The organism is Aggregicoccus sp. 17bor-14, from assembly GCF_009659535.1.
Taxonomy (GTDB): domain Bacteria; phylum Myxococcota; class Myxococcia; order Myxococcales; family Myxococcaceae; genus Aggregicoccus.
In genome coordinates, this window is the sequence record NZ_VJZZ01000001.1 from 170,669 (window position 1) to 196,146 (window position 25,478).

Sequence of the window (25,478 nt, forward strand, 5' to 3'; positions counted from 1 at the left end):
TCTCGCAGTGGGCCCCTCTTCCCCTACCCCGCCCCGCTCCCGGAGGGAGTCCGCGGGCGCACCTCGACGGCGCCGGCGGCCGCGTCCACGTCGATGTGCACGTCCAGGAACTGCTGCAGGACGCGGGCGTGGGTGGTGAGGTGCTCGGTCACCTCGGCCGTGGTGTAGCGCGTGGTGCCCGGCGCGGAGGGCCCGAGGTGCCCCGCGGCGAGCAGCGCCGCGGGCAGGAGGATCTGGTCCGCGAGGTGCTCGTCGATGGCGCCGCCGCGCGCCATGAACGCCGCCACCACCTCGGCCGCCTCGCGCCCCACCTCCTCCGCGGGCCGCCCACGCTCGCCCAGCGCGGTGAAGCCGGCGATGGTGTTCTCGAACTGCGCGAGCACGAAGGTGACGCTGCCGCGCGAGCCGGCCACCGGGAGGGGGCGGTTCTCCGCATGGCTGAGGATGCCCCGCTCGCGCAGCGCGGCCACCGCGGCGCGCGACTGGCGCTCGGCGATGCTGAACGGAAGCCCCGCGGCGAAGGAGCGCACCGTCATCTCCTGCAGCGTGCCGCGCGAGGGCAGGTCCACGAGCCGCGGGGGCTCGGAGGGCGGCTGCACCTGGGCGCGCAGCTCGCCGGCCCCCTCCGGGTAGAAGCCCGCGTGGGTGAGCGAGAGGCTGGCCGGCAGGCCGTAGGCCCGCATCACCGGCAGCCACACCTCCTGCAGGTAGTGGAAGCTGGGGCTCTTGGGCAGGTGGGTGCCGCCGCGCAGCGTGAGGGTGCCGCCTCCTGCGAGCGCGAGCGGGTAGAAGAGGCACTGCAGCAGCAGCGGCGTGCTGCCCGCGGTGCCCACCTCGAGCAGGTAGTCGCCGGGGACGACCGGCCGGGGGGTGAAGCGGATCTCCGAGGCGCCGACCTCGGCGCCCTCGCTGGTGCCCCCGCTGAGCGCCTCGGCGCCGCGCACGCAGGCGAGGTGCTGCGGCCGCAGCCCCCCGGGCCGCCGGTTCGCCCGCAGGTGGTGCAGGTGCAGGGGGCGCCCGGTGATGAGCGAGAGCGACAGGGCCGAGCGGAGGATCTGCCCTCCGCCCTCCCCTTCACTTCCGTCCAGCACCACCGGACTCTGGGTTGCGTCACTGCCGCGCATGGCCCTCTCGAAGGGGAAGTTGCGTCACCCTAGCAGGAGTGGCTCGGCTACTGTCGCGCTCCTCGTGGCCCTGCTCATCTTCCTGCTGACGTATGTCTTCATCGCCGGGGCGCGCCTGCCCTTCTCGCGGCTCGACCGTCCGGGCGGCGCCCTGGTGGGCGCAGTGCTCATGGTGGTGCTCGGCCAGGTCACCCCCGCCGAGGTGTTCGGGCACAGCGCGGACCCGGGGCGCCACGCGGTGGACGCGGACACGATCATCCTGCTGCTCGGGATGATGCTGCTCGCGGCGTACCTCTCGCAGGCCTCCTTCTTCCGGGCCGCGGGCTACCACGCGGTGCGCCTCGCGCACTCGCCGCGCTGGCTGCTCGTCATCGTGGGCGTCGTGAGCGCGGTGCTCTCCGCGTTCCTCGTCAACGACACGGTGTGCCTCATGCTCACCCCGCTGGTGCTCGCGGTGGTGGAGGACGCGCGCCTGCCGCCCATCCCCTACCTGCTCGCGGTGTGTATGGCCTCCAACGCGGGCTCGGTGGCCACCTTCACCGGCAACCCCCAGAACATGCTCATCCAGGGCGCCTCGGGGCTGAGCTACGCGGGCTTCGCGGCGTACATGGCGCTGCCCGCGCTGCTCGCGACCGCGGTCGTCATCCTCGCGCTGCTCTGGTTCTTCCGCGCCGAGCTGCCCAACCGCCGCTTCGACACCCAGCGCCCGCCGCCTCCCGTGGACCGGCCGCTGCTCGGGGTGAGCCTCACCGCGCTCGCCGCCGTGGTGGTGGCCTTCTTCCTCGGGCTGCCCATGGGCTGGAGCGCGCTCACCGGCGCGGCCGCGGTGATGGTCGTCTCGCGCTGGCCGCCGCGCGAGGCGCTCGAGCGCGTGGACTACGTGCTGCTGCTCTTCTTCGCGAGCCTCTTCGTGGTGGTGTACGGCGTGAACAAGGGCGGCTGGGCGGAGCACATCCGCACCGCCTTCGCGCCGCTGATGTCCGGCGGGCCCCTGCGCCAGACGCTGGGCTTCGCGTCGCTCACGCTCTTCGCCTCCAACCTCTTCAGCAACGTGCCCTTCGTGATGCTCGCGCGCACCTGGGTGCCTGCGCTGCAGCAGCCCGTGGTGGGCTGGCACGTGCTCGCGCTGGGCTCCACGCTCGCCGGCAACCTCACGCTGGTGGGCAGCGTGGCGAACCTCATCGTCTTCGAGGCGGCGCGCGGCAAGGCGGAGATCTCCTTCTGGGGCTACCTGCGCGTGGGGCTGCCCGTCACCCTGGTGAGCTTCGCGGTGGGGCTCGCGACGCTGCTGCTGGAGCACGCGCTGTTCTGACCGGAGCACCGGGCGCACGCCTCAGTGCCGCGCGTCCGGGATGGGGTAGAGCGCGTCCAGGTCGCCGTGCTGGCGCAGGCCCATCGCCTCGCGCTGGACGTGCAGGAAGTAGCGCTGCTGCAGCGCGTCCGCGCGCAGCGTCGCGTGCCGCTCGAGCGCGGACGTGCGCGCGGCGCCGTGCAGGTGCGGAAGCTCGTGCTCGAGCCGGCGCAGCTCCGAGAGCAGCGCCTCCAGCTTCTCGCCCACGCGGCGCAGGCCCCCGGCCTTCTCCTTGGCCAGCTCCAGCTCGACGTGCAGCACGCTCCCGGGGTTTCGCGGACGCAGGGCCATGCGCCAACGCTAAGCCCTGCCCCGCCCTGCCGGGAGCCCTCAGGGCAGCGTGCCGGGCTCGCGCACGCGGGGGTTGGAGGCGGGAGGCTCCGGGGTTGCGTCGCCGGGGGCCTCGACCGGGGGCTCGGGCGGCGCCGTCTCGGGCGCGGGCTCCGGCAGCTCGCCCGGCGGCAGCGCCGGCGAGGGGGCGGGCGCAGGCTGCGCGGGTGCGGCCGGGGCAGGGGTGGGCGGGCGCGCGGCGTGGTCCTTCGGCGTGAGCCCCTGCGCGAGCTCCGCAGCCACCCCGTCCAGCAGCGCGGTGAGGGCGTCGCGGAACAGCTCCGGCTGCTTCGCCACGCGGTAGGGGTCCAGCGCAGCGCCGCCCTTGTCGCGCTGATCTGCGCGGAAGGTGCGCCGCCACAGCTCTGCGCCCCCCTTCAGCTCGAAGAGCCGGCCGTAGCCCTGCACGTAGGCGCCCGCGTGGCCGTCCTCGCTGTGCATCCCGTACTCCTGGATGACGAGCTCCACGACGGCATCCGCGCCGAGCGGCCGCAGCAGCTCGTAGTCGGGCGCATTCGCGGGCACCTCCTCCACGAGGAAGCTGTCCAGGGCGGAGGCGACGCGCGCGGGGTCCAGGGCGTGAGTCCAGGGCGCCTCGGCGGGCAGCCGCGAGAGCGTGGTCACCCGCAGCCGCTCCGAGAGCTCGAAGCGGCTCATCGTCTGCCCCAGCTTCACCGCGAGCCGGCGGTCCGCCTCCTTCGGGTCGAGCCGGCGCAGGGTGGGCTCGTAGGTGTCGTCCTCGCGGAAGACGTCCGAGCGCGGGCCCGCCGCCTCCTCGATGCGGGAGATGAAGGCGGGGTGGCTCACCCGCTCGAGGCTCGCACCGGAGACCTGGTGGGAGACACAGCCCGAGAGCGCGCAGACGGAGGCAAGGGTGACCCAGAGGATGCGGACCATTCCGCTGTCATACCATGTAGGCCTGCCCGTCTGGACCCCGGGCCCGCATTCGCGGTACGAGGTCCTCGCACCCCACCGGGAAGGATCCGCCTCCGTGAGCCTCACGCCCCCTCCAGTTCGTAAACGCCGGCTGGGTGAGATCCTGATGGATGCGGGGCTGCTCACGGAGCTGCAGCTGAAGGCCGCGCTCTCCGAGCAGCGCAAGTGGGGCGGCAAGCTGGGCCGCACGCTCGTGGAGATGGGCTTCGTGGACGAGGACTCCATGGCCCACGCGCTCTCGCGTCAGCTCAACATCCCGGTGGTGGACCTGGACTCCCTGCGCCTGCCGCCGGACGTGGTGCAGCTCTTGCGCATCGACGTGGCCGAGCGCTACGGCATCTTCCCGCTCGGGGGCAACCCCGCGAACAAGCTGCTCCACGTGGCGAGCTCGGATCCCACGAACATGGAAGCGCTGCAGGAGCTCTCCTTCCAGATCGGGATGCGCATCCAGCAGTCGGTGAGCAGCGCCTCGGGGATCGACCGCGCCATCCGCCGCTACTACTACGGCGAGAACACCGTCGCCTCCAAGACCGCCTCGCCCGACAGCTACGGCCGCCAGGAGATGACCTTCGAGCCCCAGGCGCCGCGGATGGCCGCCCCGCGCGCGGCGCCCGCCCCCGCCGGCGCCCCGGCTGCCCCGGCCGTGGATGCCGAGCAGCAGCGCCGCATCGAGGCGCTCACCGAGCGCGTGGGCGCGCTGGAGCAGGCCGTGGCCGGCCAGGTGCGCGCGCTGCGGGCACTGATGGAGCTGCTGGTGGACACCGGCGTCGTGCGGCGCGAGGAGTACCTCTCGCGCGTGCGCAACCCGAAGTAGCTACACCAGCATCAGCCCTTCCTCACCCGAGGCCACCACGCCTGCGAGCAGGGCCTCGGTGTGGCGGCGCCGATCGTCGGTGAGCTCGGCCACGTGCACCAGGATCTGGGGGTGGCTGAGGATGAGCGCGTCGAAGTCCTCGCGCGGCAGCCGGAGCAGCGAGGTGCGGCGCGCGGCCACCACGCTCGCGGTGGCCGGCGCCTTGTGCAGCAGGGACATCTCGCCGAAGAGCTCGCCCTCGCGCAGCCGCGCCAGGGCCTGGTCCTGCTTGCGCACCTCGACCTCGCCCGAGAGCACGACGTAGAGGCCGTCGCTGCGCTCGCCCTCGCGCACGAGCACCTCGCCGCGCGGCACCTCGCGGGCGCGGAAGCGCTCGACGAGCACGCGCCGGTCCTTGCGATCGAAGAGCTGGAACAGCGCCGCGCTGCCCATCACGTTGGACAGCAGGCGCTCGCGGCAGAACTTCTTGAGCGCGCGCGCCACCTGCGGGTGCGCGCCGGCCAGCTCGGAGAGCACGGCCGCGGGGATCTCGAGCAGCTGCGTCTCATCCGAGGCGCTGACGACCGAGGCTGCGCGCGGCGCGCCCGAGAGCAGGGCCATCTCGCCGAAGAACGCACCCTCGCGCAGCAGCGCGAGCTCGCGCACCTCGCCCGCCGCTTCGCGCAGCACGCGCACCTGGCCCTCGCACACCACGTAGAACGCGCTGCCCACGCTGCCCTGCTCGAGCACGCGGGTGCCGGAGGCGAAGCGCCGCAGCGGGCAGCGCTCGAAGAGCGCGATGAAGGCCTCGGAGGGAAGGTCCGAGAAGAGCGGGATGTGCGGCAGCGCACCGGGGACGGGCGTGTCGCTCACCATCTCCTCGGTGAGGCTGAACACCGTCTCCTCGTCCTCCTCGGCTGCGGGGGCCGCGGCCGCCCGGGCCGCACCCTCCACCGCCTGGAGGATGGAGTCCGAGTCGAGCTCGAGCTCCGTGAAGCCCCCCGCGGGCATCTGCGGCTCCAGGGCCTCGCGCGGCGCGGGCTCCAGCTCGGGCGACGGCTCCGCGAGGGCGTTGCTGCGCCGGGGGCGCAGCCCCGGAGGCACGGCGCTGGAAGGTGCAGGAGCCTCACCGGCAGGCGGCTCCCCCTCGGGCGCGCCCGCCGGGTGGAGGGCGAGCTCCGGGGGCAGCGGGTCCGAGAGATCCACGGGACCGGCCTCCGCCGCGAGCGCCGGCTCGCGCACGGGCGCTGCTGCCACGGGCTGCGCCGCTGCGACCTGCACGGGCGCGACGGCCGGGCGCGGCGGAGACGCGGCACGCGCGGCGCGGGCGGCATCGGCGGGCGTCCCGCGCGCGGCGTACAGGTCCGCGAGCATCCGCTGCACGCCCTGGTGGGCCGGCTCCTGCTCGAGCACCAGCTTGCTCGCGGCGATGGCGCGGGGCAGGAAGCCGTCGCGCGCGAAGCCCTCGGCGGCGGCCTGGTAGGACGCCACCGCGCGCTCGCGCTCCCCTGCCTTGAGCCAGGAGTCTCCCAGGCGCAGCCGCGCCTGGTGGTCGCGCGGGTCGCCCGCGCAGTACTGGGCCCAGAGCTCCGCCGCCTTCCCGAAGCGCCCGCGGGTGAACGCGTCCGCGGCCTGATCCTTCACCTTGCGCAGGTCCATCAGCGGGTGGCCTCCGCGGCGCCGGAGTTGATGCGCGCCAGCGCCCGCTCCGCAGCCAGGCGCACCTCGCGGTAGTAGTCGCTCTTGAGCGCGTCGAGCGCCTCCACCTGCGCCCCCGAGCCCAGGGTGGTCAGCGCTCCTGCCGCGGCGGCGCGCACGTCCGGCGTGTCGCTGTAGAGGTCTCGCGCGACGGCCTCCGCCGCGGAGCGCTCGCCGATCTCCCCGAGCGCAGTCAGCAGCTCGCGGCGCGCGGCCGCCGTCGGGTCCGCGAGCGCGGCCACCAGGGTGGGCACGGCGTCGCGGGCCTTGAGGCGCCCGAGCAGCAGGGCCGCGATGCCCGCCTCGGTTCCGCCCGCCTTCACGACCTCCGCGAGTGCGGGGGCTGCGTCCGCCGGGACGCTGGTGCGGTAGAGCGCCTCGAGCACGATGACCTTCTCGGGGCCCAGCTGCGGCAGCGCCGAGACCAGCGCCTTGCGGCCCGCCTCTCCCTGCTCCGACAGCGCCAGGGCCAGCTCCTTCTGGACCTCGCGGTCGGGCTCGAGCAGCGCCTTCGCGGCGATGCCAGTGCCCTCCCCGCCCAGCCGCGCGAGGCCGACGAGCGCGGCGGTGCGCAGCGCGGGGCTCGGGTCCTGCGCATGCGGCTTCAGGGCCGCGAGCGCCCCGTCCACGCGAAGCGCGCCGAGGCTGCGCAGCAGCGCCGAGAGCACGCGCAGCTTGCTCTCCGGCACGTCGTCCACCAACTCCGTCGGCGGCAGGGGCTCGCTCGCGGGTGCCTGGCCGCGGGCCCGGGCGCGCGCGGCGTTGAGCGTCTTGAGCCGGTCGAAGAGCGCTGCCTGCTTCGCGCTGTGCGAGTCCTCCGGGTGCGCGCTCGGCGCGGGCGCGGCGGGGTCGAAGCCCGCGCCGTAGCGAAGCGGGAGCGGCGAAGAGACCCAGTCCGCCTGCAGCGGCTGCACCGCCGCGACCTCTTCCGCGTAGGCCTTGAGCAGCACCGGGCCGGCGGCGGCCGCGTCTCCGAGCGCTGCCGCGGCCTCGATGGCGCGCACGCGCAGATCCGTGTCCGTCTGGGAGATCAGCGGCAGCACGCGCGGCAGCGCCGCGGCGGCCGTGGGGCCGAGGCCTGCGAGGGTGCGCAGCGCGGACTCCTGGGTGGCGGGCTTGCCGAGCCGCTCGACCACGGGCTCGATGGGGCAGCCGCCCCGCGCGCGCATCGCACGCCCTGCATCCAGCGCATCTGTGGGAGCTCCATCGAGGGCGATACGGCACAGGGCCGCGTCGGACTCGGGCGAGCGCGGCAGGCCGGCGATCGCCGCCAGCGCACCGGCGCTCGCGCTGCTGCGCTCGAGCGCGACGGCCGCCAGCTTCTGCACGACGACGGGGTCCTGCAGCTTGAGCAGCGCGGCGCTCGCGGCGGTGCGCAGCTCCGGGAAGCTCTCGTCCAGGAGGACAGCGATCTGGCCCACCGCGCGGGCATCGTCGGCCTCGCCCAATCCCCGCACCGCCGCAGCCGCGAGCACCACCTGCGGATCACGCACCAGCGTGAGGAGGCGGTCCACGGCCTCGGGCTTGCCGCTCTTGCCCAGCTCCTCGGCAGCCCCCACGCGCTCGGCGAGCGAGCCCTCGTTCAGGGTGAGCAGGTTGCGATCCCAGATGGCGTGCGACTCGGCCGCGACGGCCGTGGTCATGGGGTTGGGCACGCTGGCTGCGCGGAGCGCCTGGACGATGGCCTGGCGCGTGCGCGGGCCGCGCCGCGCGTACTGCAGCGTGAGGTAGGCCTTCGCCTTGTCCCCCTTCACCTCGGAGAGCGACATGGCGGCGCGGCTCTGCACCTCCTCGTCGGGGTCCTCGAGCAGCTCGCCGAGCAGGTCCACGACGCGCGGGTCCTGGCTGCTGCCCAGCGCCACGGCGGCCTCGCTGCGCACCACCGGGGTGAGGTCCTTCGCGGCCTGCGTGAAGAGCGCGAGATCCTCGGCGCGCCCCTGCTTCGCGAGCTCCTTCACGGCCTGCGCGCGCGTCTCGGGACGCGGGCTCTGCAGGTCCGCGAGGAGCTGGTCCCGCCCCCGGCCGCAGCTGGCGCAGAGGAGCAGGGCCAGGACGAGAGTGGAGCACGCGCGGGTTCGCATCGGTCACCGGTGGTTGGGGGCTTCTCGCAGCCCCCGGGTTATATCAATGCGTCGCTGCTCAGCGCATGCCGCGCGCCCGCCTCAGCGGGGCTTGCGCGGGCCGCCGGGACGGGGGCGGTTGCCACCCGGCCGCGGCCGGTCCGTCGTCCAGCGCGCGGGGCCCTGGGACTTGCGCTCGCGCCAGTCGGTGAAACCCGGGCGATCTCCGCCCTCGGCCCGCCCGCCCGCCGCGCCGAAGCCCTTGCGCGCAGGGCGCTCGCTGCCGCCCGCGCCACCGCGCTGAGGCCGCTCGCCCCCGCCGGAGCCGCCCCGCGCAGGACGCTCGCCCCGCTCACCGCCGCCGCGCGGCGCGCGCTCCGGGGCACCGCCGAAGCTGCGGCGCGCAGGACGGTCCTCGGAACCGAAGCCCCCGCGCCCTGCCCCGCCGCCGAAGGGCTTGCGCGCCGGACGGTCGTCGCCGCCGCGCGCGGGCCGGTCATCGCCCGCGAAGGCACGGCGCGTGGGCCGCTCAGCGCCGCCGCGCGCGGGCCGATCGTCGCCCGCGAAGGCACGGCGCGTGGGCCGCTCGTCGCCACCGCCGAAGCTCTTGCGCGCAGGCCGCTCGTCGCCAGCGCCGAAGCTCTTGCGGGCGGGCCGCTCGTCGCCACCGCCGAAGCTCTTGCGGGCGGGCCGCTCCGAGCCACCCTCGAAGCCCCGACGGCCGGGCCGCTCGTCACCGCCGCGAGACGGACGCTCGGAGCCACCGAAGCTCTTGCGCTCCGCGCCGCCACCGAAGCCACCACGCGCCGGACGCTCGGAGCCGCCACCGAAGCTCTTGCGCTCGGAGCCCCCGAAGCCGCCGCGCGATGGACGCTCATTGCCCCCGAAGCTCTTGCGAGCCGGACGCTCGTCGCCCCCGAAGCTCTTGCGCGCCGGGCGCTCGTCTCCACCGAAGCTCTTGCGCGCAGGGCGCTCCGAGCCGCCGCCGAAGCCACCGCGAGACGGGCGCTCGTCTCCCCCGAAGCTCTTGCGCGCCGGGCGCTCCGAGCCACCGCCGAACCCACCGCGAGCGGGGCGATCGCCGCCTGCCCCAAAGCCCTTGCGCGCGGGCCGCTCGCCGCCGCCGAAGCTCTTGCGCGCCGGCCGGGCCTCCTCCTCCATGCCGCGGCCGAGCGCCTCGGCCGCGCGCTCGCCGGTGCTCTTGCGCACGGGCGCCTCGCTCTCGAGCCCGCGGCGCCCCGCGCTGAAGGCCGGACGACTGCCACCCTCCGCGCGGCCCCTGGCGGGTGCACCCGCGGCGGGCCGGCGCGCAGGCGGCGGCGCGGCCTCGTCACCGTCCTCGGCGCCGTCATCCCCATCGAAGGTCTCGAAGCCCGGCGCCGCGCGGCCATGGCGGCGCGGCGGCAGCTTGAAGCTCTTGGGGTTGGGCGCCTCGGCGCGGCCCTCGGCCACCTCGTTGAGGAGGCGGATCTCCTGGCCGGTGAGCGTGCGCAGCTGCCCGGGGCGCAGCCCCTCCACGTTCACGCCGGCGTAGTTGGGGCGGTAGAGGCGAAGCACGGGGTGACCGACCGCGGCGCACAGGCGCTTGATGAGGTGGGGCCGCCCCTCGGCGACCACGATCCGCAGCCAGGTGTTGGCCTCCGCCTTCTCGTGCACGTCGACCGAGACGGGCGTGGCCATGCCGTCCTCGAGCCGCACGCCGCCGCGCAGCTTCTCGAGCGTGGCCGTATCCGGCACGCCCTTCACCTTGGTGAGGTAGGTGCGCGGCACCTGGAAGCTCGGGTGGGTGAGCTTGTGCGCGAGCGCACCGTCGTCCGTGAAGAGCAGCGCGCCCTCGGCGTCGTAGTCGAGGCGGCCGACGGGGAAGAGGCGCTTGTCCGTATCCGCGATGTAGTCCGCGACGGTGGGCCGGCCCTGCGGGTCCGAGAGCGTGGTGACCACGCCGGTGGGCTTGTAGAGCAGGTAGTACGAGGACTTCTCGGGCGGCTGCACGAGCTTGCCGTCCACGGAGACGAGGTCGGTGCCGGGCTCCACACGGCTGCCGAGCTCGGTGATGGTCTGGTTGTTCACCTTCACGCGGCCCGCGGTGATCAGCTCCTCGGCGTGACGACGGGAGGCGACGCCCGCGCGGGCGAGGTACTTCTGCAGTCTTTCGGCCATGATGTTGCGCTCTTCTCTCTGGGCGCCCGCTCTCGCGGGGGCATTGCGGCCCTTCTACTCGGGCTTGGGTTCCGGCGGTTCGGCCGGAGTCTGGGCGGCGAGCGCGGAGGCACTCGCCTTCTGGGTCTTCTCTGCGGCGGCGAGCGCCTCCTCGAGGATCTCGAGGGCGGCCTCGCTCGCCTGGGTGCTCTTCTCCATGCGGGCCTGGAACTCCGGGTCCGCAAGGGTCTCCACGGTGCCCGCGGCAGTAGGACGGGGTCCGCTCTCCTTCTCTACAATGTCCTGGTGCTCCTGGGTGAGCTCGTGGAACTCGCGCAGGGTGGGCAGGCTGCTCAGGTCCTTGAGCGCGAAGAACTCGAGGAACTCGCGGGTGGTGCCGTAGAGGATGGGGCGGCCCACCTCCTCCTTCTTGCCGAGGATCTTCACCAGCTTGCGATCCAGGAGCGCCTTGAGGACCGCGCCGCAGTCCACGCCGCGGATGTCCTCCACCTCGGGGCGGGTGACGGGCTGGCGGTAGGCGATGATCGCGAGCGTCTCCACGGCGGCGCGCGTGAGGCGCTGCGGCTTCACCTGGAGGAAGCGGCGCACGTACTCGGCGGAGTGCGGATCGGTGCGGAACTGCCAGCCGCCCGCGACCTCGTAGAGCACGATGCCGCTGATGCCCTCGCGGTGGATGCCGCCGAGCTGATCCAGCGCCTTGGTGATGAGCTCGCGGTCGATGCCCGAGCTCTCGAAGAGCTGGTCGAGCGTGAGCGGCTTGTCCGAGACGAAGAGCAGGCTCTCCACCACGGTGCGCACGCGCTCCGCGCTGAGCTTGCGGCTCTTCTGGACGAGCTTCTCGAAGGGGGTCTCGAAGTCGGGGCCGCCCTCCTCGATGGCGGCCGCCTCCACGTCGTCCAGGTCCGACTCGCCGCCGGGGCCGGTGACGGCCGCGATCTCCTCCTCGGAGAAGGGGCTGGGGCCGCCGGTGCCGCCCTCGGGATCCTTACCGGTAGTCACTCTCGTCCACCTCCGTGGGCACCAGGCGCTCCAGGGCGTCGCCGTTGGGTGTGAGGATGATGTCCTGGCCCGCCTCGGCCTGGGAGACGCGCAGCAGGCGGCGCTTGCACATCTCGAGGATGGCCAGGAAGGTCACCACGATCTGGTGGCGGGTGCGCACGTCCTCGAAGAGGCTCTCGAAGCTCGCCTGGTTGCCACCTGCGAGCACCTTCTCCGCCACCTTGAGGATGGCCTCGCTGATGCTGAAGGTCTCGCGCACGACCTCGTGCTGCAGCTTGGGCGTCAGGCGCTCGAGGACGCGGTCGAGCGCCTCGATGAGCTTGAGGACGCTGAACTCCTGCAGGCCCACCTCCTCCTCGGGGATGGGCACGGCCTCGACCGGGACCTTCCGGGCGAAGACGTCGCGGTCGAGGATGTCCTGCTTCGCGAGCATCTCGGCCGCGTCCTTGTACTTCTGGTAGTCGAGCAGGCGGCGCACGAGCTCGGCGCGCGGGTCGCGCTGCTCCTCGAGCGCCTCCACGCTCTCCGCGGCCTGGGCGGCCTCCTGGCGCGGCAGGAGCAGGCGGCTCTTGATGTGGCCGAGCGTCGCGGCCATCACCAGGAACTCGCCCGCGATGTCGAGATCGATCTCGCGCATCCGCTCGAGCTGCTCGAGGTACTTCTCGGTGATCAGCGCGATCGGGATGTCGAAGATGTCGACCCGGTGCTCGCGGATGAGGTGCAGCAGGAGATCGAGCGGCCCCTCGAAGTTGGGCAGCGCAACGCGGAAGGCGGCGGCCGGCGACAACGCCGGCGCGTCTCCTTCGCTGAGCGCCTCGTCGGGCGGTGCAGCGCGACGGCCTTCACTCACTCCGTGACGTCCTCAGGCTCCCGGCAAGCAGCGGGTTGGGGGTGAACGTGCGCGCAAAGGCCCGATTTTCCGGCCCCTGCGCGCACCAAGCGGGGGTGTCTAGCAGCGGCCCCCCGGGGGGTCAAATGTTCAGCCCCCTGCCGCGCCTGCCTGCCCGTCAGCGCGAGGCTTCAGCGCAGGCCGACTGCGCGGCGCACCTGGTCCACGATGGGGGCCGCGAGGGCGCGCGCGCGCTCGGCGCCCGCCTGCAGGATGCGCTCGAGCTCGGCGGGGTCTCCCACCAGCTCGGCGCGGCGGGCGCGGGGCCCGTCGAAGGTGGTGTGGAAGGCCTCGAGCAGCTTCTTCTTGTACTCGCCGTAGCCCTTGCCGCCCGCGCGCCAGGAGGCGTCCACCTCCTTGAACTCGGAGGGCGGGAGCATCACCTGCAGCAGCTGGTAGAGGGGCGCGTCCTGGGTGGGCTTGGGCGCCTCCACGGGGGTGGAGTCCGTCTTGATGCCCATGATGCGCTTCTTGACCTCCTTCTCCTCCCCGAACATCTCGATGGTGTTGCCGTAGGACTTGGACATTTTCTGTCCGTCCACGCCGGGGATGATGGCGGTGTTCTCCTGGATGCGCGGGGCCGGCAGCTTGAGGATGCCGGGCGCCTTGCTCTTGCGCCCCTCGGGGTCCGCCGGGTCGTAGCCGGGCACGTAGGTGACGTTGAACTTGGTCGCCCAGTCGCGCGCGAACTCGATGTGCTGCACCTGGTCCTTGCCCACCGGCACCAGGTCCGAGCCGTAGAGCAGGATGTCCGCGGCCATCAGCACCGGGTAGGCGAAGAGCCCGAAGTCCGGGGAGATGCCGCGCGCGACCTTGTCCTTGTAGCTGTGGGCGCGCTCCAGGTGCGACTGCGGCACCACGGTGCCGAGGATCCAGTACAGCTCGGTCACCTCGGGCACGTCGCTCTGGCGGAAGAGCAGCGACTTGTTCGGGTCCACCCCGAGCGAGAGGAAGGCGAGCGCCGTCTCGCGGGTGAGCTCCGAGGCGAGCCGGGGGTCGCGCACGGTGTTGAGCGCGTGGAGGTTGGCGATGAAGTAGAGGGCCTCGCCCTCCTGCTGCAGCTCCACGAACTGCCGGATGGCGCCGTAGTAGTTGCCCAGGTGCAGTCGGCCCGAGGATTGGACGCCGGAGAGGATCCGCATAGGTCAGCCAACCCTAACCGAAAGGGACCCCGCACGACGGCGCTTCCGGCAAGAGCGCAAATATGTAGGAAGATCAGCTCCTTGAGACCGCTCGCCGGGTTGGCTACCCTTCGGCCTTGCATGGAGCACTTCAAGGGAAGCCTCGCGAGCTACGGGCTGCAGCTGCTGGTGCCCGCGCTCTTCGAGCGCACGCTCACGGACGGCATCCTGCGCGTGGAGCGCGGGGGCACGGTGCGGCGCTTCTACTTCCGCGAGGGCGCGCTGGTGGCGTCGAGCTCGAGCGACCCCACGGAGCACCTGTCGCAGGTGCTGGTGCGCCTGGGCGTGCTGGCGCCGGCGCGCGCGGCGGCCGCCTTCGAGGCCGCCGAGGCGCTGGGGCAGCCCTTCGGGGCCTTCCTCGTCGAGCGCGGCTTCGTGGAGCAGCCGCGGCTCCTGGAGGCGCTGGAGCACAAGGCGCGCGAGGCCCTCTTCGACAGCTACGGCTGGCAGTCCGGGGAGCTGGAGTTCACGCCCGGAGCGCCTGCGCTCGCGCGCGGCGTGGAGCTGCGGCTCCCGCTGGGCTCGCTGCACCGGGACGCGGTGGCGCGCCTGCGCGAGTGGCGGGTCTTCCGCGCGCTCTTCCCTGCCCCGGACACGCGCTTTCGCGTCTACCGCCAGTTCGCGGTGGAGGGCGTGGGTGAGGAGGAGGAGCGGCTGCTCGCGCTCGCCGAGGCGGGCGCCGCGCTGGACGAGCTGCTCGCCGCCCCGGCCGAGGGACCCCTCTTCTGCGCGCGGCGGCTGGTGCAGCTCTACCGCCGCGGCGCGCTCACCCCGCGCACGGATGCAGGAAGCCGCGTGGGCGAGGCCGCGGCGCTCGCCGAGCTGCTCGCGCTCGCGCGCCGGCACCTCGCCGCCGGGCGCTTCGAGAGCGCCGTGGCGCTCGCCGCCCAGGCGCTGGAGCGCGCCCCGGTGCCCGAGGCCCAGGCGCTCTACCGGGAGGCGGAGGCGCGGCTCGCGGCCTCGCTCGCCGAGGAGCTGCGAGCGCTGGAAGGGCGGCTGCACTTCGAGCCCCTGCCCCGCTCGGCGCCGGCGCAGCTCACCGCGGACGACCTCTACCTCTTCGCGAAGCTGCGCGGCGGCCGCTCCGTCACGCAGACGCTGCGCAGCGCGGCGATGGGCGAGCTCGCGGCCTCGCGCGCCCTGAGGCGGCTGATGGCGGCGGGCCTCGTGCGGCTCGCGCCGGAGGGCGCGGGGCCACAGGCGCGCCGGCGCACGGATCCGTACGGGATTCCGGCCCTGCGCTGAGCCGGGCGCTCCCCGCCGCGTGGGAGCGCTGCAGCGGGCGAACCGCAGCTCAGCCGCTGCGCGGGTGGTGCTTGTCGTAGACCGAGCGCAGCCGCGCGCCGTTCACATGCGTGTAGATCTGCGTGGTGGCGAGGTCCGCGTGGCCGAGCATGGCCTGCACGGCGCGCAGGTCCGCGCCGCGCTCCACCAGGTGCGTGGCGAAGGAGTGGCGCAGCTTGTGCGGGGAGATCTGCTTCTGAATGCCCGCCTTGAGCGCATAGCGCTTGAGCAGCTTCCAGAAGCCCTGCCGGGTGAGGCCCGCGCCGCGCGGGGTGACGAAGAGCGCCCTCGCCGCGCGCTTGCCCAGCAGCGCAGCCCGCGGGCCCGCGAGGTAGGCCTGCACGCGCTCCACCGCCACGCTGCCCACCGGCACGATGCGCTCCTTGGATCCCTTGCCCTTGGCCACGAGGTAGCCCGCGCCCAGCTGCACGTCGTTGATGGAGAGCCCCACCAGCTCGCTCACGCGAAGGCCCGTGGCGTAGAGCAGCTCGAGCATCGCCAGGTCGCGCGCGCCCGCCGCGGTGCGCGCGTCCGGCGCGGCGAGCAGTGCCTCCACCTCGTCCAGCGTGAGGAACACGGGGAGCTTGCGCGGGGAGCGCGGGGTGTCCAGGTCCTCGGTGGGGTCCCGCTCGGCGAGCCGCTCGGCCACGAGGAAGCGATGCAGCTGGCGCACGGCCGCGAGGTGGCGCGCCTGGCTGCGCTTGCTCAGCCCCCGGCGCCCGAGTGCCGCGAGGTGCGCGGAGACGTCCTCGCCCTTCACCCGGGTGAGCTCCGAGACGCCGCCCTTGCGCAGATCGGCGAAGTACGCGGTCAGGTCCGCCGCGTAGGCGTCCACCGTCTTGCCGGAGAGCCCCCGCTCGGAGCGGATGAAGGCGACGAACGCATCGAGATGGCCTTCCATGACGCCGCACAGGGTAGCGGAGCCCGGCCCGCGGGCAAGCTTCCGCCCTACTCGAGCTTGCCCTTGCCCTCGCGCAGCACCTCGAGCTCGTCGCCGATGAGCGAGAGCACCGTGGAGGGCTCGGCCACGGTGACGCCGCCGTCGAGGATCAGATCCAGGCCGTGGCCCAGCAGCTCCTTGATCTCCTTCGGATCGATGAGCGGCTCGCCCTCGCGGTTCGTGGCCGAGGTCGTCACCAGCGGGTGTCCCAGCCCCGCGGCGAGCGCGCGTGCGAGCGGCGCGTCCGGCACCCGGATGCCCACCTGCTTCTGCTTCGTCATCATCATCTCCGGCACCTGGCGGGTGGCCGGGAGGATGAACGTGAAGGGCCCGGGGGTGAGGCTCTTCATGGTGCGGTACGCGAAGTTCGACACCAGCGCGTACTTCGCCACGTCCGAGAGATCCGGCACGAGGAAGGAGAGCGGCTTCTTGCGGTTGCGCTCCTTGAGCACGTAGAGCTTCTCGATCGCCTTCTTCGAGAGGAGATCACACCCCAGCCCGTAGTAGGTGTCCGTGGGGTAGGCGATCACGCCGCCCTTGCCCAGCAGCTCCACGGCGCGCTCCACGTGGCGCGGCTGCGGGTGGACGGGATCGACCTCGAGGATGGGCGCGGGCATTCGCGGGCTCCTACACCGTTTCTCCCGCGGCGTCCCCGCGGATTTCCCCGCTGCGCTGCAGCGCGCGGCGGGTGAGCACCGGGCCCACCAGCTCGTGCGCCGTCACCATGGCCACGATGAGCACCTCCACCGCGGCGCCGAACTCCGGGAAGGTGCGCGCGATGAGCGAGGCCAGGCCGAAGGTGACGCCCGCCTGCGAGATGAGCCCCAGCCACAGGTAGCTGCGCAGCCGCGGGTCCTCCCGCGGCGCGAAGCGGCGGCAGCTCACGAAGATGGTGAGCGCGCGCACGCCCACGAGCAGCAGCGCTGCCGGCCCCACCTCGCGCAGGGTGTTCAGGTGCAGGCCCGCCCCGGCCGCCGCGAAGAAGAGCGCGAACACCGGGAGGCTCGCGCGCTGGATGGCCTGGTGCAGTCGCTCACCCGAGCGCTCGTCGAGGTTCGCGATGAGCGCGCCGGCCGAGAGCGCCACGAGCAGCGGGGACAGGTGCAGGTGCGCGCCGGCCTCCGCGGACGCGAAGCCCAGCCCCACGATGAACAGCGGCAGCTCCGCCTTCACCCGGCGCATGTAGAGCAGCAGCACCAGCGCGAGCAGCGCCCCCAGCCCCACGGAGCCGAACAGCTCCCACCCCACCCCGCCCAGCAGGCCCACCACGTCGAAGCCCGCGCCGAAGCTCGCCCGCGCGAGGCCCGCCGCCACCGCGAAGGCCACCATCACGAAGAGGTCTCCGATGATGACCAGCGCCATCAGGAACTCGGTGAAGGTGCCGCGCGCCTGCGTCTCCTGGACGATCGCGATGGTGACCGTGGGCGAGAAGGACACCACGACGGTGGCCGTCAGCGCGCTCACCGCGAGCGCCTGCGGCAGGGTGAGCACCGCGAGGAAGGGCAGCAGGGGCCTGAGCAGGAAGAGCGCGATGCCCGTGCTGATGAAGGTGAGCCCGCACACCGAGGCGCAGAGCACGGAGACGCGCACGCCCACGCGCCGCAGCAGCCCGAGCCGCATCTCGGTGCCCGCCACCAGCGCGATGAGGCTCACCGCGAGCCCCTTCACCAGCTCGAGCCCGGCCACCCCCTCCTTGGGGATGAAGCCCAGGGCGTAGGGCCCCACCACGACGCCGATCAGCAGGTAGCCGGTGAGCCGCGGCAGCCCTACCCCCTTGGCCACCTTGCCCGCGAAGAGCCCGCACAGCAGCAGCGCCCCGGCCGCGAGCGTCACCGGGGTGCCGCTGTCCGCGCGCCACACCTGCGCGCGCACGATGATCGCGAGCAGCCCGATGAGGAAGCCGAGCCGCAGCAGCGCCCCCTTCACGCGGCCTCCTGCGGGGGCGGGGATGCCGGATGCGCGGCTTCACCGAGCAGCGCCCGGAACGCCCGCTGCGCCAGCAGCTCGTTCACCAGCGCCCCCAGCACCGCCACGTCGAAGAGGTGCTGCGAGCTGCGCCCGGGCACCAGCTGCAGGTACTCGAGCACGAGGCACACCGCGAGCCCCCCCTGCGCGATCAGCGCGTAGCCGAGCTTCGGGGGGAGCGAGAGGCGGGGCCCGGCGAGCCGCGCCGCCGCCGCGCCTCCCACCAGCTTGCCGAGGAAGCGCAGGCCGAGGAACACCGGCACCAGCAGCCAGGCCACCGTGTCGCGCAGGTCCAGGAAGCTGCCGGCGAGGAACACCAGGATGAGGTAGGCGGGCCGCTCGAAGCGCCCCAGCGCACGCGCCACCTGCCCCACCGTGCGGGCGCTCATCAGGGTGAGCGTGGCGCCGCAGGCCACCCCCGCGAGCAGCGCCGAGATGCGCAGGTACGCGGCCGCGCCGGACACCAGCGCCACCCCGCCCAGCAGCGTGGCCGCGAGCTCCGCCGGATCCCGGGTGCGCCGCGTGAGGTAGGCGAGCAGCGCGCCGCAGGCGAGCCCCGTCACCAGCGCGACCGCGACGAGGGTGAGCCCCTCGCCTGCCGTGCGGGCCGCGCCCAGCGCGAGCGCGAGCGCGAGGACGCCGAGGCCCACCACGTCATCCAGGGTGGTGAGCAGCGCGATGGACAGCCCCCGCAGCCGCGAGAGCCGTCCGCTGCGGTAGCCGAACACGGCGAAGTGCCCCGAGGAGAGGCTGGCCGCCGCCCCCAGCAGCGCCGCGGCGCCCGCGGCGCCCGTGGGCGGGAGCGAGGAGCTGAGGATCAGGGGCAGCGAGAAGGGGGCCGCCACGAACAGGAAGGCAATGGCCGCGTGGGCCGCCCCCGCGCCCACCACCGGCAAGGGCAGCAGCCGCAGCAGGCGCGGGTCCAGGTTCAGCCCCACGATCACGCCGGCGAGCCCCAGCCCCAGCGCGACCACGGGCCGCAGGGCCTCGAGATCCTGGCGGGTGAGGACGCCGGCGAGGCCCGGGCCCAGCAGGGCGCCGAAGACCAGGAAGAGCAGGCCGCTCGCCGCGAGCTGCGCGAGCGCGGGGAAGCGCGCGGGATCGAGCACCGTGCGGCTCGAGGCGAGCATGGAGAGCGCCGCGACGGCGAGAAAGACGAGCAGCGCTTGCACGGGCCGGGTGCTTACACCGCTCGGCTCAGCGCGTCACCCCCGCAGTCTTGCCCCTGTCGGGTGCCCGGGAGCGGGCCGGCTTTCAGCTGCGCCCGTGCAAGGGCGCGCCCATCACGGGCAGCGCCACGATGCGCCCCATGGGCGGCTCGTCCGCGTCCATCTCCAGCTGCACGCGGCTCACCAGCCGCTCGACCTCCTCGCGGGGGAAGTCCGGCAGCAGGCTGACCAGGATGAGGCGATCCTCGTCCGCGCCCAGCGCCAGGCTGCGCAGGCCGGCGAACACGGGCACCTCGGCGGAGAGCGCGGCGGCGGCGCTGCGCGCGCGCACCACCAGCGGCTCGGGGATGCCGAACTCGCGCAGCCGGCGGATCGCCCGCTCCGGCTGCTCGGCTTGCTCCAGGAAGGTGAGGAAGAGGTACACGGACCCGCCGTCTTAGCGGGTCCGCGCGCCTTCCGCCACGCTACTCGGTGCGATCCGGTGCCGGGCTGGACGCCCCGCTCGCGTCGACCGGAGCGGCATTCTCATCCTTGGTCATGGCCGCGCGCGCCGCGCGCTTGCCCTCTTCGATCAGCTTCTTGACCTTCTGCCCGCCCTTGCGGCCGATCTCCTCGTAGAAGTTGGGGCCACGCGTCGCCTTCACGCGGTCGCCGCCCTTCTTGCCGATCTCCTCGTAGAACTTGGCGCCACGCTCGGCCTTGACCGTCTCGCCGCCCTTGCGCCCGATCTCCTCGTAGAAGGAGCGGCCGCGCTCGGCCTTCACGGTGGCGCCGCCCTTGCGGCCGATCGTCTCGTAGAACTCGCGGCCACGCTCGTTGCGAACGGTCTCCCCGCCCTTACGACCCGCCTCGGCAACGGTCATGCTGCCCTTGTTGTCCTTGTCCGACATGTCGTCTCCCTTCACGTTCGCACCCTCCCCCTCGTTGTTCGTGCGCCTTGGGTGAAAGATGGATCCGGAGCGCCCCAATGCAAGCAAGCCCCTTACACCGCCAGACGTCCGCAGCTGACCCCTTCCGCCCAAAAGGCAAGGCGGCACGCGGGGTTAGAGCGCTACTTGTCCACGACAAGCGTTCCAGCGCTCGGCTGCCTGCCTGCCGCTTAACGGGGTAGAGGCGGGGTTGCGTTGCGCTGGGGGTCCCGGGCGCCCACCTTCCCTCGGGTACAAAAGGGAGGTTGCGTGAAGGGTCGCGGCGCGAAGTTCTGGATCAAGGTGCTCACCCCCGTCTTCGCGTCGATCGGCGGCCTGGTGGCGCTGCGCCTGCTCGGTCCGGACATCATGAGCCAGCGCGACCTGCACGAGCTGATCGCCCCGCTCGGCCGCTGGGCGCCGCTCGCCTTCGTGGCCTTCCTCGCCGTGCGTCCCCTGCTGCTGCTGCCGGGGCAGATCTTCACCGCGGTGGGCGGCATGGTGTTCGGCTCGCTCATGGCGAGCGTCTACTCGCTGGTCGGCAGCTTCCTCTCCGCCGCCCTGCTCTTCCTGGTCTCCAAGCGCTTCGGCACGCGGCTGATGAAGCGGGTCGCGGGGCCGAGCTACGGCAACCTGAAGCGGGTGGCCAAGCGCCACGACTTCAAGTTCGCGCTGCTCACCTGCATCAACCCGCTGCTGCCCACCGACGTGATGCTGGTCGCGGCCGCCTGCTCGGGGGCCCGCTTCCTGCCCACCGTGGCCGGGGTGATGCTCGGCACCCTGCCGGGCACCTTCCTCACCGCCCAGTTCGGCAGCGGGCTCGCCCAGGGCCGCACGGTGATGACCGTGGTCTCGGGCGCCGGCATGGTGCTCTCGCTGGTGTTCGGCGTGGTGTTCGGCCGCCAGGTGTACCGGGAGCTGCAGGAGGGCGCTCCGCCCGAGCCCGCTCCCCCGGAAGGCGCGGCGGCGGACCACGGCGCCGAGGAGCCTGCACCGCTCGCCCCCTGCGCTGCGCCGCCCGCGACGTAGGCCGCCGCAGGCCGCACAGCTCCGGGGCGGCCGCGGGCCTCAGTCCACCTTCGCCAGCTCGTTGCGATTGTTGAGGAAGCCCTCGACGCCGCGCGCGATCGCGAGCGCCACCTCCTGCTGGTACGCCGGCGAGGCGAGCAGCTTCTCCTCCTCGGGGTGCGAGAGGAACGAGGTCTCCACCAGGATGGCGGGCATCTTCACGCCCAGCAGCACGTAGAACAGCGCCTCCTTGTGCCCCAGGTCCTTGATGCCCGCGTGCCGCTGCGCGAGCTGCCCCACCAGGCTCTTCTGCACCTGGGTGGCCAGGCGGGTGGACTCCTCGGTGTTCGCCTTGGTGGCGAGGTCCGCGAGGATGAACTGGAGGTCCGAGATGCTCTTCTCGCTCGAGGCGTTCTCGCGCGCGGCGAGCCGGATGGAGTAGCGGTCCGCCGAGGTGTTGAGCGTGTAGGTCTCCACCCCGCGCAGCTTGCGGTTCACCGCCGAGTTGCAGTGCACGGAGATGAACAGGTCGCCCTTCGCCTCGTTGGCGAAGCGCGCGCGATCCTCGAGCCGCACGAAGCGGTCGCCGTCGCGGGTGAGGATGACCTCGAGGCCGCGCTCGGTGAGCACCGCCGCGAGCCGCTGCGCCACCGCGAGCGAGACGTCCTTCTCGCGCGTGCCACCCTTGCCGATGGCGCCCGTGTCGTGGCCGCCGTGCCCGGCGTCGATGACGACCCGGCGCACCTTGAGGCCGAGCTGCTCGGCCAGGGTGAGCTCCGCCTCGCGCGAGTTGCGCGCCACCGCCTTGAGGCGCGCGCGCGCCGTGGCGCCGTCCACCGCCGCGAGCGGCGCGGGGGCCTGCGCCGCGGGCTTGGCCTGCAGCACCACGGGCTGGGCGCGCGGCGCCGGCGCCTCCGCGGGGGCGCGCGAGGCGCTGGGCGGCGCGAGCACGGGGTCGCGCGCGAGCCGGCTGATCGCTTCGATGACGCCGGTGCCCGCGCGGGCGTCGCTCACGTTGGCCACCTCGAGCTCCGGAACGGCCTCGGCGGGCTTCGCGTCGGCGGGCTTCGCATCAATGGCCTTCGCGTCAGCGCTCTTCGTGTCCGCAGCGCGCGCCTCCGCGACCTGCGTCTCGGAAGCCTTCGGAGCGGACGGCTTGGACTCGGAGAGCTTGACCTCGATCACCTTGGCCGCGCTCGACACCTTCGCCTTCGAGGCCACCTTGGCCTCCGCGGGGGCGTGGGGCGCGGGCTTCGCCTCGGCCACCGCGCGCTCGCGGTGGGTGGGCGCCGGGGCGGCAGGGAGCGAGGCGAGGAGCGCGCGCAGGGCGTGGGCCTGGTCTCCGCGCGGGGCCTGGGCGAGCGCGTCGGTGGCGAGCTTGCGGGCGGCCTCGGGGCGCTCCAGGCGATCCAGCTGGATGCGCGCGAGCGCGAGCGCGGCGTCGTCCGCGAGCCGGTGGCGCGGGTGCGCCTGCACCAGCCGCTCGTAGGCGTGGATGGCGCCCTGCAGATCGTCGTCCACGAGCGAGATGCGGCTCAGCTCGTTGAGCAGCTCTCCGGCGGTGAACAGCGCCTCGGGGGCGCGGTCGCTCTTCGGGTAGTCCTTGGCCACCTGGCTGAACTTCTCGGCCACGTTGAGCCAGTGGTGGCGCAGCTTGCGGCGCGCGGGGTCCGCCTTCAGCGTGTAGTACGCGCGGCGCGCCCCTTCGTAGGCATGGTCCGCCGTCTCGCGCTTGGCCGCGGCCGCCGAGGCGCACAGCAGGGGGATGAGCAGCAGCACGAGGCGCGTCGACACCAGGGAGCCTCCGGGTTCGGGGACTACAGAGGTGTGGCACGCACCCCCGGACCCGGCAAATTTTCAGCCCGCGTGCGGTGTGGGTGCGTGGGCGTGGAGTGTTCGCTCAGGCCTTCCCGTTCAGCTCCTTCTGCAGCCGCGCGAGCAGGTTCAGCGCCTCCAGCGGCGTGGTCTGATCCACCGCGACGCTCTTGAGGGCCTCCAGCGCCCGCTGCGCTGCGGGCGAGAGGGCCGGCGGGGCCTCGGCGACGAAGAGCCCCAGCTGCGCAGTCGGGGCCGCCGGGCGGGTGCGCCGGGTGAGGCGCGGGTGGCCTGCCTCGTCCAGCTCTCCCGACTCGAGGTTCTGCAGGATGTCCCGCGCACGCCCCACCACCTCGGGCGGAAGGCCCGCGAGCCGCGCCACCTCGATGCCATAGGAGCGGTTTGCGCCGCCGGGCACCAGCTTGCGCAGGAACAGCACCTTGCCGCCCTGCTCCTTCACCGCCACGCACAGGTTCTTCACCCGGGGCTTCTCGCGCGCGAGGTCCACCAGCTCGTGGTAGTGCGTGGCGAAGAGCGTGCGCGCGCCGAGCCGGTCGTGCAGGTGCTCGGCCACGGCCCAGGCGATGGACAGGCCGTCGAAGGTGGAGGTGCCGCGGCCGATCTCGTCCAGGATGACGAGGCTCCTGCGGGTGGCGTGGTGCAGGATGTGGCTGGTCTCGGTCATCTCCACCATGAAGGTGGACTGGCCGCGCGCGAGGTTGTCTGCGGCCCCGACGCGGGTGAAGATCCGGTCGCACAGCCCGATGCGCGCCCGGCGCGCCGGCACGAAGCAGCCGGCCTGGGCCATCAGGGCGGTGAGCGCCACCTGCCGCATCACCGTGCTCTTGCCGGCCATGTTGGGGCCGGTGATGACCACGAGCTGCGCCTCGGTGCGGTCCAGGTGCAGATCGTTGGGCACGAAGGCCTCGCCCGGCCCGAGCATGCGCTCCACCACCGGGTGGCGCCCCCCGACGATCTCGATCACCTCCGAGTCGTCCACCTCCGGGCGGCTGTAGCCGTACTCGGCGGCGCAGCGCGCGAAGGAGAGGAGCGCGTCACAGGTGGCCACGGCCTCCGCGGCCGAGCGCAGGCGCGGCGCGGCGGAGATGACCTGGGCCCGCAGCTCCTCGAAGAGCTGCAGCTCGAGCGCGCAGCGGCGCTCCTCCGCCGTGAGCACCTGCTCCTCGTACTCCTTGAGCTCGGGGGTGACGAAGCGCTCGGCGCCCACCGTGGTCTGCTTGCGGATGTAGTCCGCGGGCACCCGGTCCAGGTTGCTGCGGGTGACCTCGAGGTAGTAGCCGAAGACCTTGTTGTAGCGGACCTTGAGCGAGGAGATGCCGGTGCGCTCGCGCTCGCGCTGCTCGATCTGCAGCAGCAGGTCCTTGCCCGAGGTGGAGAGCGCCACCAGCCGGTCCAGCTCCGCGTGGAAGCCGGCGCGGATGAGCCCGCCCTCCTTCAGGGTGACGGGTGGCTCGTCGGCCACGGCGCGCGCGAGCAGCTCCCCCAGCTCGGGCAGCGCGCCGAGCGGGCCGCACAGCGAGCGCAGGAGCGGTGCCTGGCAGCGCGCGAGCGCCGCTGCGAGCCGCGGCAGCTGCGCGAGGCCGAGCCCCAGCGCGCGCAGGTCCCGCGCGTTGCCCGCGCCCAGCGAGAGCCGGCCGCACAGCCGCTCGAGGTCTCCCACCTCCTTCAGGAGGTTCGCGAGCTCCTCGCGCCACACGCTCTTGCCGGAGAGCTCCTCGACGGCGTCCAGGCGCGCGTGCACCTCGGGCAGGGCGCACAGGGGTGCGGAGAGCCAGCGCGCGACGCGGCGCGCGCCGAGGCTGGTGCAGGTGCGATCCAGCACGCCCAGCAGCGAGCCCTTGCGCGCGCCGTCGCGCAGCGTGCGCAGCACCTCGAGGTTCGCGCGCGAGGCCTCGTCCATGAGGAGGCAGTCCGCGCGCTCGAGGCGGCTGAGCCGGTCCACGTGGGAGGCGGCGGTGCGCTGGGTCTCCTTGAGGTAGCGCAGCGCGGCCCCCGCGGCGCCGCGCGCGAGCGCGCTGCCCTCCAGCCCGAAGGCCTCGAGCGAGGCGACGGCGAAGTGGGCGCGCAGGTAGGCGGCGGCGCGCGCGGGCTCGAAGGCGGCGGGCTCCTGCTCGGCCACGGCCGGAGCGCGCGGCAGCCGCCCGAGCACCTGGGCGAGCTCGGGCGCGGCGCGGCAGCCCTCGGGCACCAGCAGCTCGCGCGGTTCGTAGCGGGCGAGCACCTCCGCGAGCTCCAGGGCGCTGGCGGCCTCGGTGGTGAGGAACTCGCCGGTCGAGGCCTCGAGCAGGGCCGCGCCGAAGCCGCTCGCCGTCCAGTGCAGGGCGGCGAGGAAGTTGGGGGCGCCGGGCTCCAGCACCTCCTCGTCCAGCACCATGCCGGGGGTGATGACGCGCGTCACCTCGCGGCGCACGATGCCCGGCCCGCTGCCCGGCTCCTCCACCTGCTCGCAGATGGCCACGCGCAGGCCGTGCTCGATGAGCCGGGCGATGTAGCGGCGCGCCGAGTGGTAGGGCACCCCGCACATGGGCACCTTGTTGTCGCCCTTGGCGCGCGCGGTGAGGGTGATCTGCAGCAGCTCCGAGGCGCGCACGGCGTCCTCGAAGAACATCTCGTAGAAGTCCCCGAGCCGGAAGAAGAGCACCGCGTCCGGGTGCAGCGCCTTGAGCTCCAGGTACTGGCGCATCATCGGGGTGAGCGCCGCCACGTCGCGCGGCACTGCGAGGGCATTCGCGCCCTCCGCGCCCACCTCCAGCGCCTCGGGCCCGCCCGCTTCCGCTGCCTCTGCTGCCTTCGCCTGCGTCACGCCCATCCCCGCCCTTCTCGCACGCGCGCCGCGCCCGGATCAAC

The 25,478-nt window shown here is 73.6% G+C and carries 21 protein-coding genes; 4 read left to right on the forward strand and 17 right to left on the reverse strand.

Annotation, left to right across the window (positions count from 1 at the left end; genetic code table 11):
* Positions 1-23: 23 nt before the first annotated feature.
* Entirely contained in the window at positions 24-1,124 is a 1,101-nt protein-coding gene (gene rtcA, locus FGE12_RS00795; RefSeq protein ID WP_153864295.1) for an RNA 3'-terminal phosphate cyclase, read from the reverse strand.
* Between the two features lie 64 nt (positions 1,125-1,188).
* On the opposite strand from rtcA, the gene FGE12_RS00800 reads away from it, so the two are divergent.
* Positions 1,189-2,436, forward strand: coding sequence for an SLC13 family permease (locus tag FGE12_RS00800; RefSeq protein ID WP_370458838.1), 1,248 nt, complete (start codon positions 1,189-1,191; stop codon positions 2,434-2,436).
* A gap of 21 nt (positions 2,437-2,457) precedes the next feature.
* On the opposite strand, the gene FGE12_RS00805 is transcribed toward FGE12_RS00800, so the two are convergent.
* Entirely contained in the window at positions 2,458-2,766 is a 309-nt protein-coding gene (locus FGE12_RS00805) for a hypothetical protein (protein ID WP_153864297.1), read from the reverse strand.
* A 39-nt stretch (positions 2,767-2,805) separates the two neighbouring features.
* A complete protein-coding gene (locus tag FGE12_RS00810) occupies positions 2,806-3,702 on the reverse strand; it encodes a hypothetical protein (RefSeq protein ID WP_194797435.1) in 897 nt (298 codons plus the stop codon).
* Positions 3,703-3,847: 145 nt separating this feature from the next.
* On the opposite strand from FGE12_RS00810, the gene FGE12_RS00815 reads away from it, so the two are divergent.
* Positions 3,848-4,555, forward strand: coding sequence for a general secretion pathway protein GspE (locus FGE12_RS00815; protein ID WP_153864298.1), 708 nt, complete (start codon positions 3,848-3,850; stop codon positions 4,553-4,555).
* Here FGE12_RS00815 and FGE12_RS00820 read toward each other — a convergent pair whose 3' ends face one another.
* The 6 genes from FGE12_RS00820 to trpS all read right to left on the reverse strand — a co-directional run bounded on the left by FGE12_RS00820 (position 4,556) and on the right by trpS (position 13,482).
* On the reverse strand, positions 4,556-6,193 hold the full coding sequence (locus tag FGE12_RS00820) for a cyclic nucleotide-binding domain-containing protein (protein WP_153864299.1): 1,638 nt from the start codon (positions 6,191-6,193) through the stop codon (positions 4,556-4,558). It lies immediately after the preceding gene.
* Complete coding sequence (locus tag FGE12_RS00825; protein WP_153864300.1) at positions 6,193-8,313, reverse strand: HEAT repeat domain-containing protein; 2,121 nt, start codon at positions 8,311-8,313, stop codon at positions 6,193-6,195. Before FGE12_RS00825 ends, FGE12_RS00820 begins: the two co-directional genes overlap by 1 nt.
* A gap of 81 nt (positions 8,314-8,394) precedes the next feature.
* Positions 8,395-10,452: a pseudouridine synthase gene (locus FGE12_RS00830; protein ID WP_153864301.1), complete on the reverse strand. Its 2,058-nt coding sequence runs from the start codon at positions 10,450-10,452 to the stop codon at positions 8,395-8,397.
* 54 nt (positions 10,453-10,506) lie between these two features.
* Positions 10,507-11,451, reverse strand: a complete 945-nt coding sequence (gene scpB, locus FGE12_RS00835) for an SMC-Scp complex subunit ScpB (RefSeq protein ID WP_194797436.1) — start codon at positions 11,449-11,451, stop codon at positions 10,507-10,509.
* Complete coding sequence (locus FGE12_RS00840) at positions 11,438-12,301, reverse strand: segregation/condensation protein A (RefSeq protein ID WP_194797437.1); 864 nt, start codon at positions 12,299-12,301, stop codon at positions 11,438-11,440. The genes scpB and FGE12_RS00840 overlap by 14 nt, the downstream gene beginning before the upstream one ends.
* 170 nt (positions 12,302-12,471) lie before the next feature.
* A complete protein-coding gene (gene trpS / locus FGE12_RS00845) occupies positions 12,472-13,482 on the reverse strand; it encodes a tryptophan--tRNA ligase (protein WP_153864303.1) in 1,011 nt (336 codons plus the stop codon).
* 120 nt (positions 13,483-13,602) lie between these two features.
* On the opposite strand from trpS, the gene FGE12_RS00850 reads away from it, so the two are divergent.
* Positions 13,603-14,766, forward strand: a complete 1,164-nt coding sequence (locus FGE12_RS00850) for a DUF4388 domain-containing protein (protein WP_153864304.1) — start codon at positions 13,603-13,605, stop codon at positions 14,764-14,766.
* 49 nt (positions 14,767-14,815) lie between these two features.
* On the opposite strand, the gene xerD is transcribed toward FGE12_RS00850, so the two are convergent.
* From xerD to FGE12_RS00880, 6 genes are all read right to left on the reverse strand, one after another.
* Positions 14,816-15,706, reverse strand: coding sequence for a site-specific tyrosine recombinase XerD (xerD, locus tag FGE12_RS00855; RefSeq protein WP_153864305.1), 891 nt, complete (start codon positions 15,704-15,706; stop codon positions 14,816-14,818).
* Between the two features lie 47 nt (positions 15,707-15,753).
* A complete protein-coding gene (locus FGE12_RS00860) occupies positions 15,754-16,362 on the reverse strand; it encodes an L-threonylcarbamoyladenylate synthase (RefSeq protein ID WP_153864306.1) in 609 nt (202 codons plus the stop codon).
* A 10-nt stretch (positions 16,363-16,372) separates the two neighbouring features.
* Entirely contained in the window at positions 16,373-17,671 is a 1,299-nt protein-coding gene (locus FGE12_RS00865; RefSeq protein WP_194797438.1) for a cation:proton antiporter, read from the reverse strand.
* The gene (locus FGE12_RS00870; protein ID WP_194797439.1) at positions 17,668-18,882 is read right to left on the reverse strand and encodes a sodium:proton exchanger; all 1,215 of its coding nucleotides are present in this window, start codon (positions 18,880-18,882) and stop codon (positions 17,668-17,670) included. The genes FGE12_RS00865 and FGE12_RS00870 overlap by 4 nt, the downstream gene beginning before the upstream one ends.
* A gap of 82 nt (positions 18,883-18,964) precedes the next feature.
* Positions 18,965-19,303, reverse strand: a complete 339-nt coding sequence (locus FGE12_RS00875; protein ID WP_194797440.1) for a hypothetical protein — start codon at positions 19,301-19,303, stop codon at positions 18,965-18,967.
* 40 nt (positions 19,304-19,343) lie between these two features.
* On the reverse strand, positions 19,344-19,769 hold the full coding sequence (locus FGE12_RS00880; RefSeq protein WP_153864307.1) for a general stress protein: 426 nt from the start codon (positions 19,767-19,769) through the stop codon (positions 19,344-19,346).
* 288 nt (positions 19,770-20,057) lie between these two features.
* On the opposite strand from FGE12_RS00880, the gene FGE12_RS00885 reads away from it, so the two are divergent.
* A complete protein-coding gene (locus tag FGE12_RS00885; RefSeq protein WP_370458839.1) occupies positions 20,058-20,816 on the forward strand; it encodes a TVP38/TMEM64 family protein in 759 nt (252 codons plus the stop codon).
* A 39-nt stretch (positions 20,817-20,855) separates the two neighbouring features.
* Here the strand turns inward: FGE12_RS00885 and FGE12_RS00890 are convergent, their stop codons facing one another.
* Positions 20,856-22,589, reverse strand: coding sequence for an N-acetylmuramoyl-L-alanine amidase (locus tag FGE12_RS00890; RefSeq protein ID WP_194797441.1), 1,734 nt, complete (start codon positions 22,587-22,589; stop codon positions 20,856-20,858).
* Between the two features lie 106 nt (positions 22,590-22,695).
* Positions 22,696-25,440 (reverse strand): DNA mismatch repair protein MutS, encoded by a 2,745-nt coding sequence (gene mutS / locus FGE12_RS00895; protein ID WP_153864309.1) that lies wholly within the window; start codon positions 25,438-25,440, stop codon positions 22,696-22,698.
* Positions 25,441-25,478: the final 38 nt, after the last annotated feature.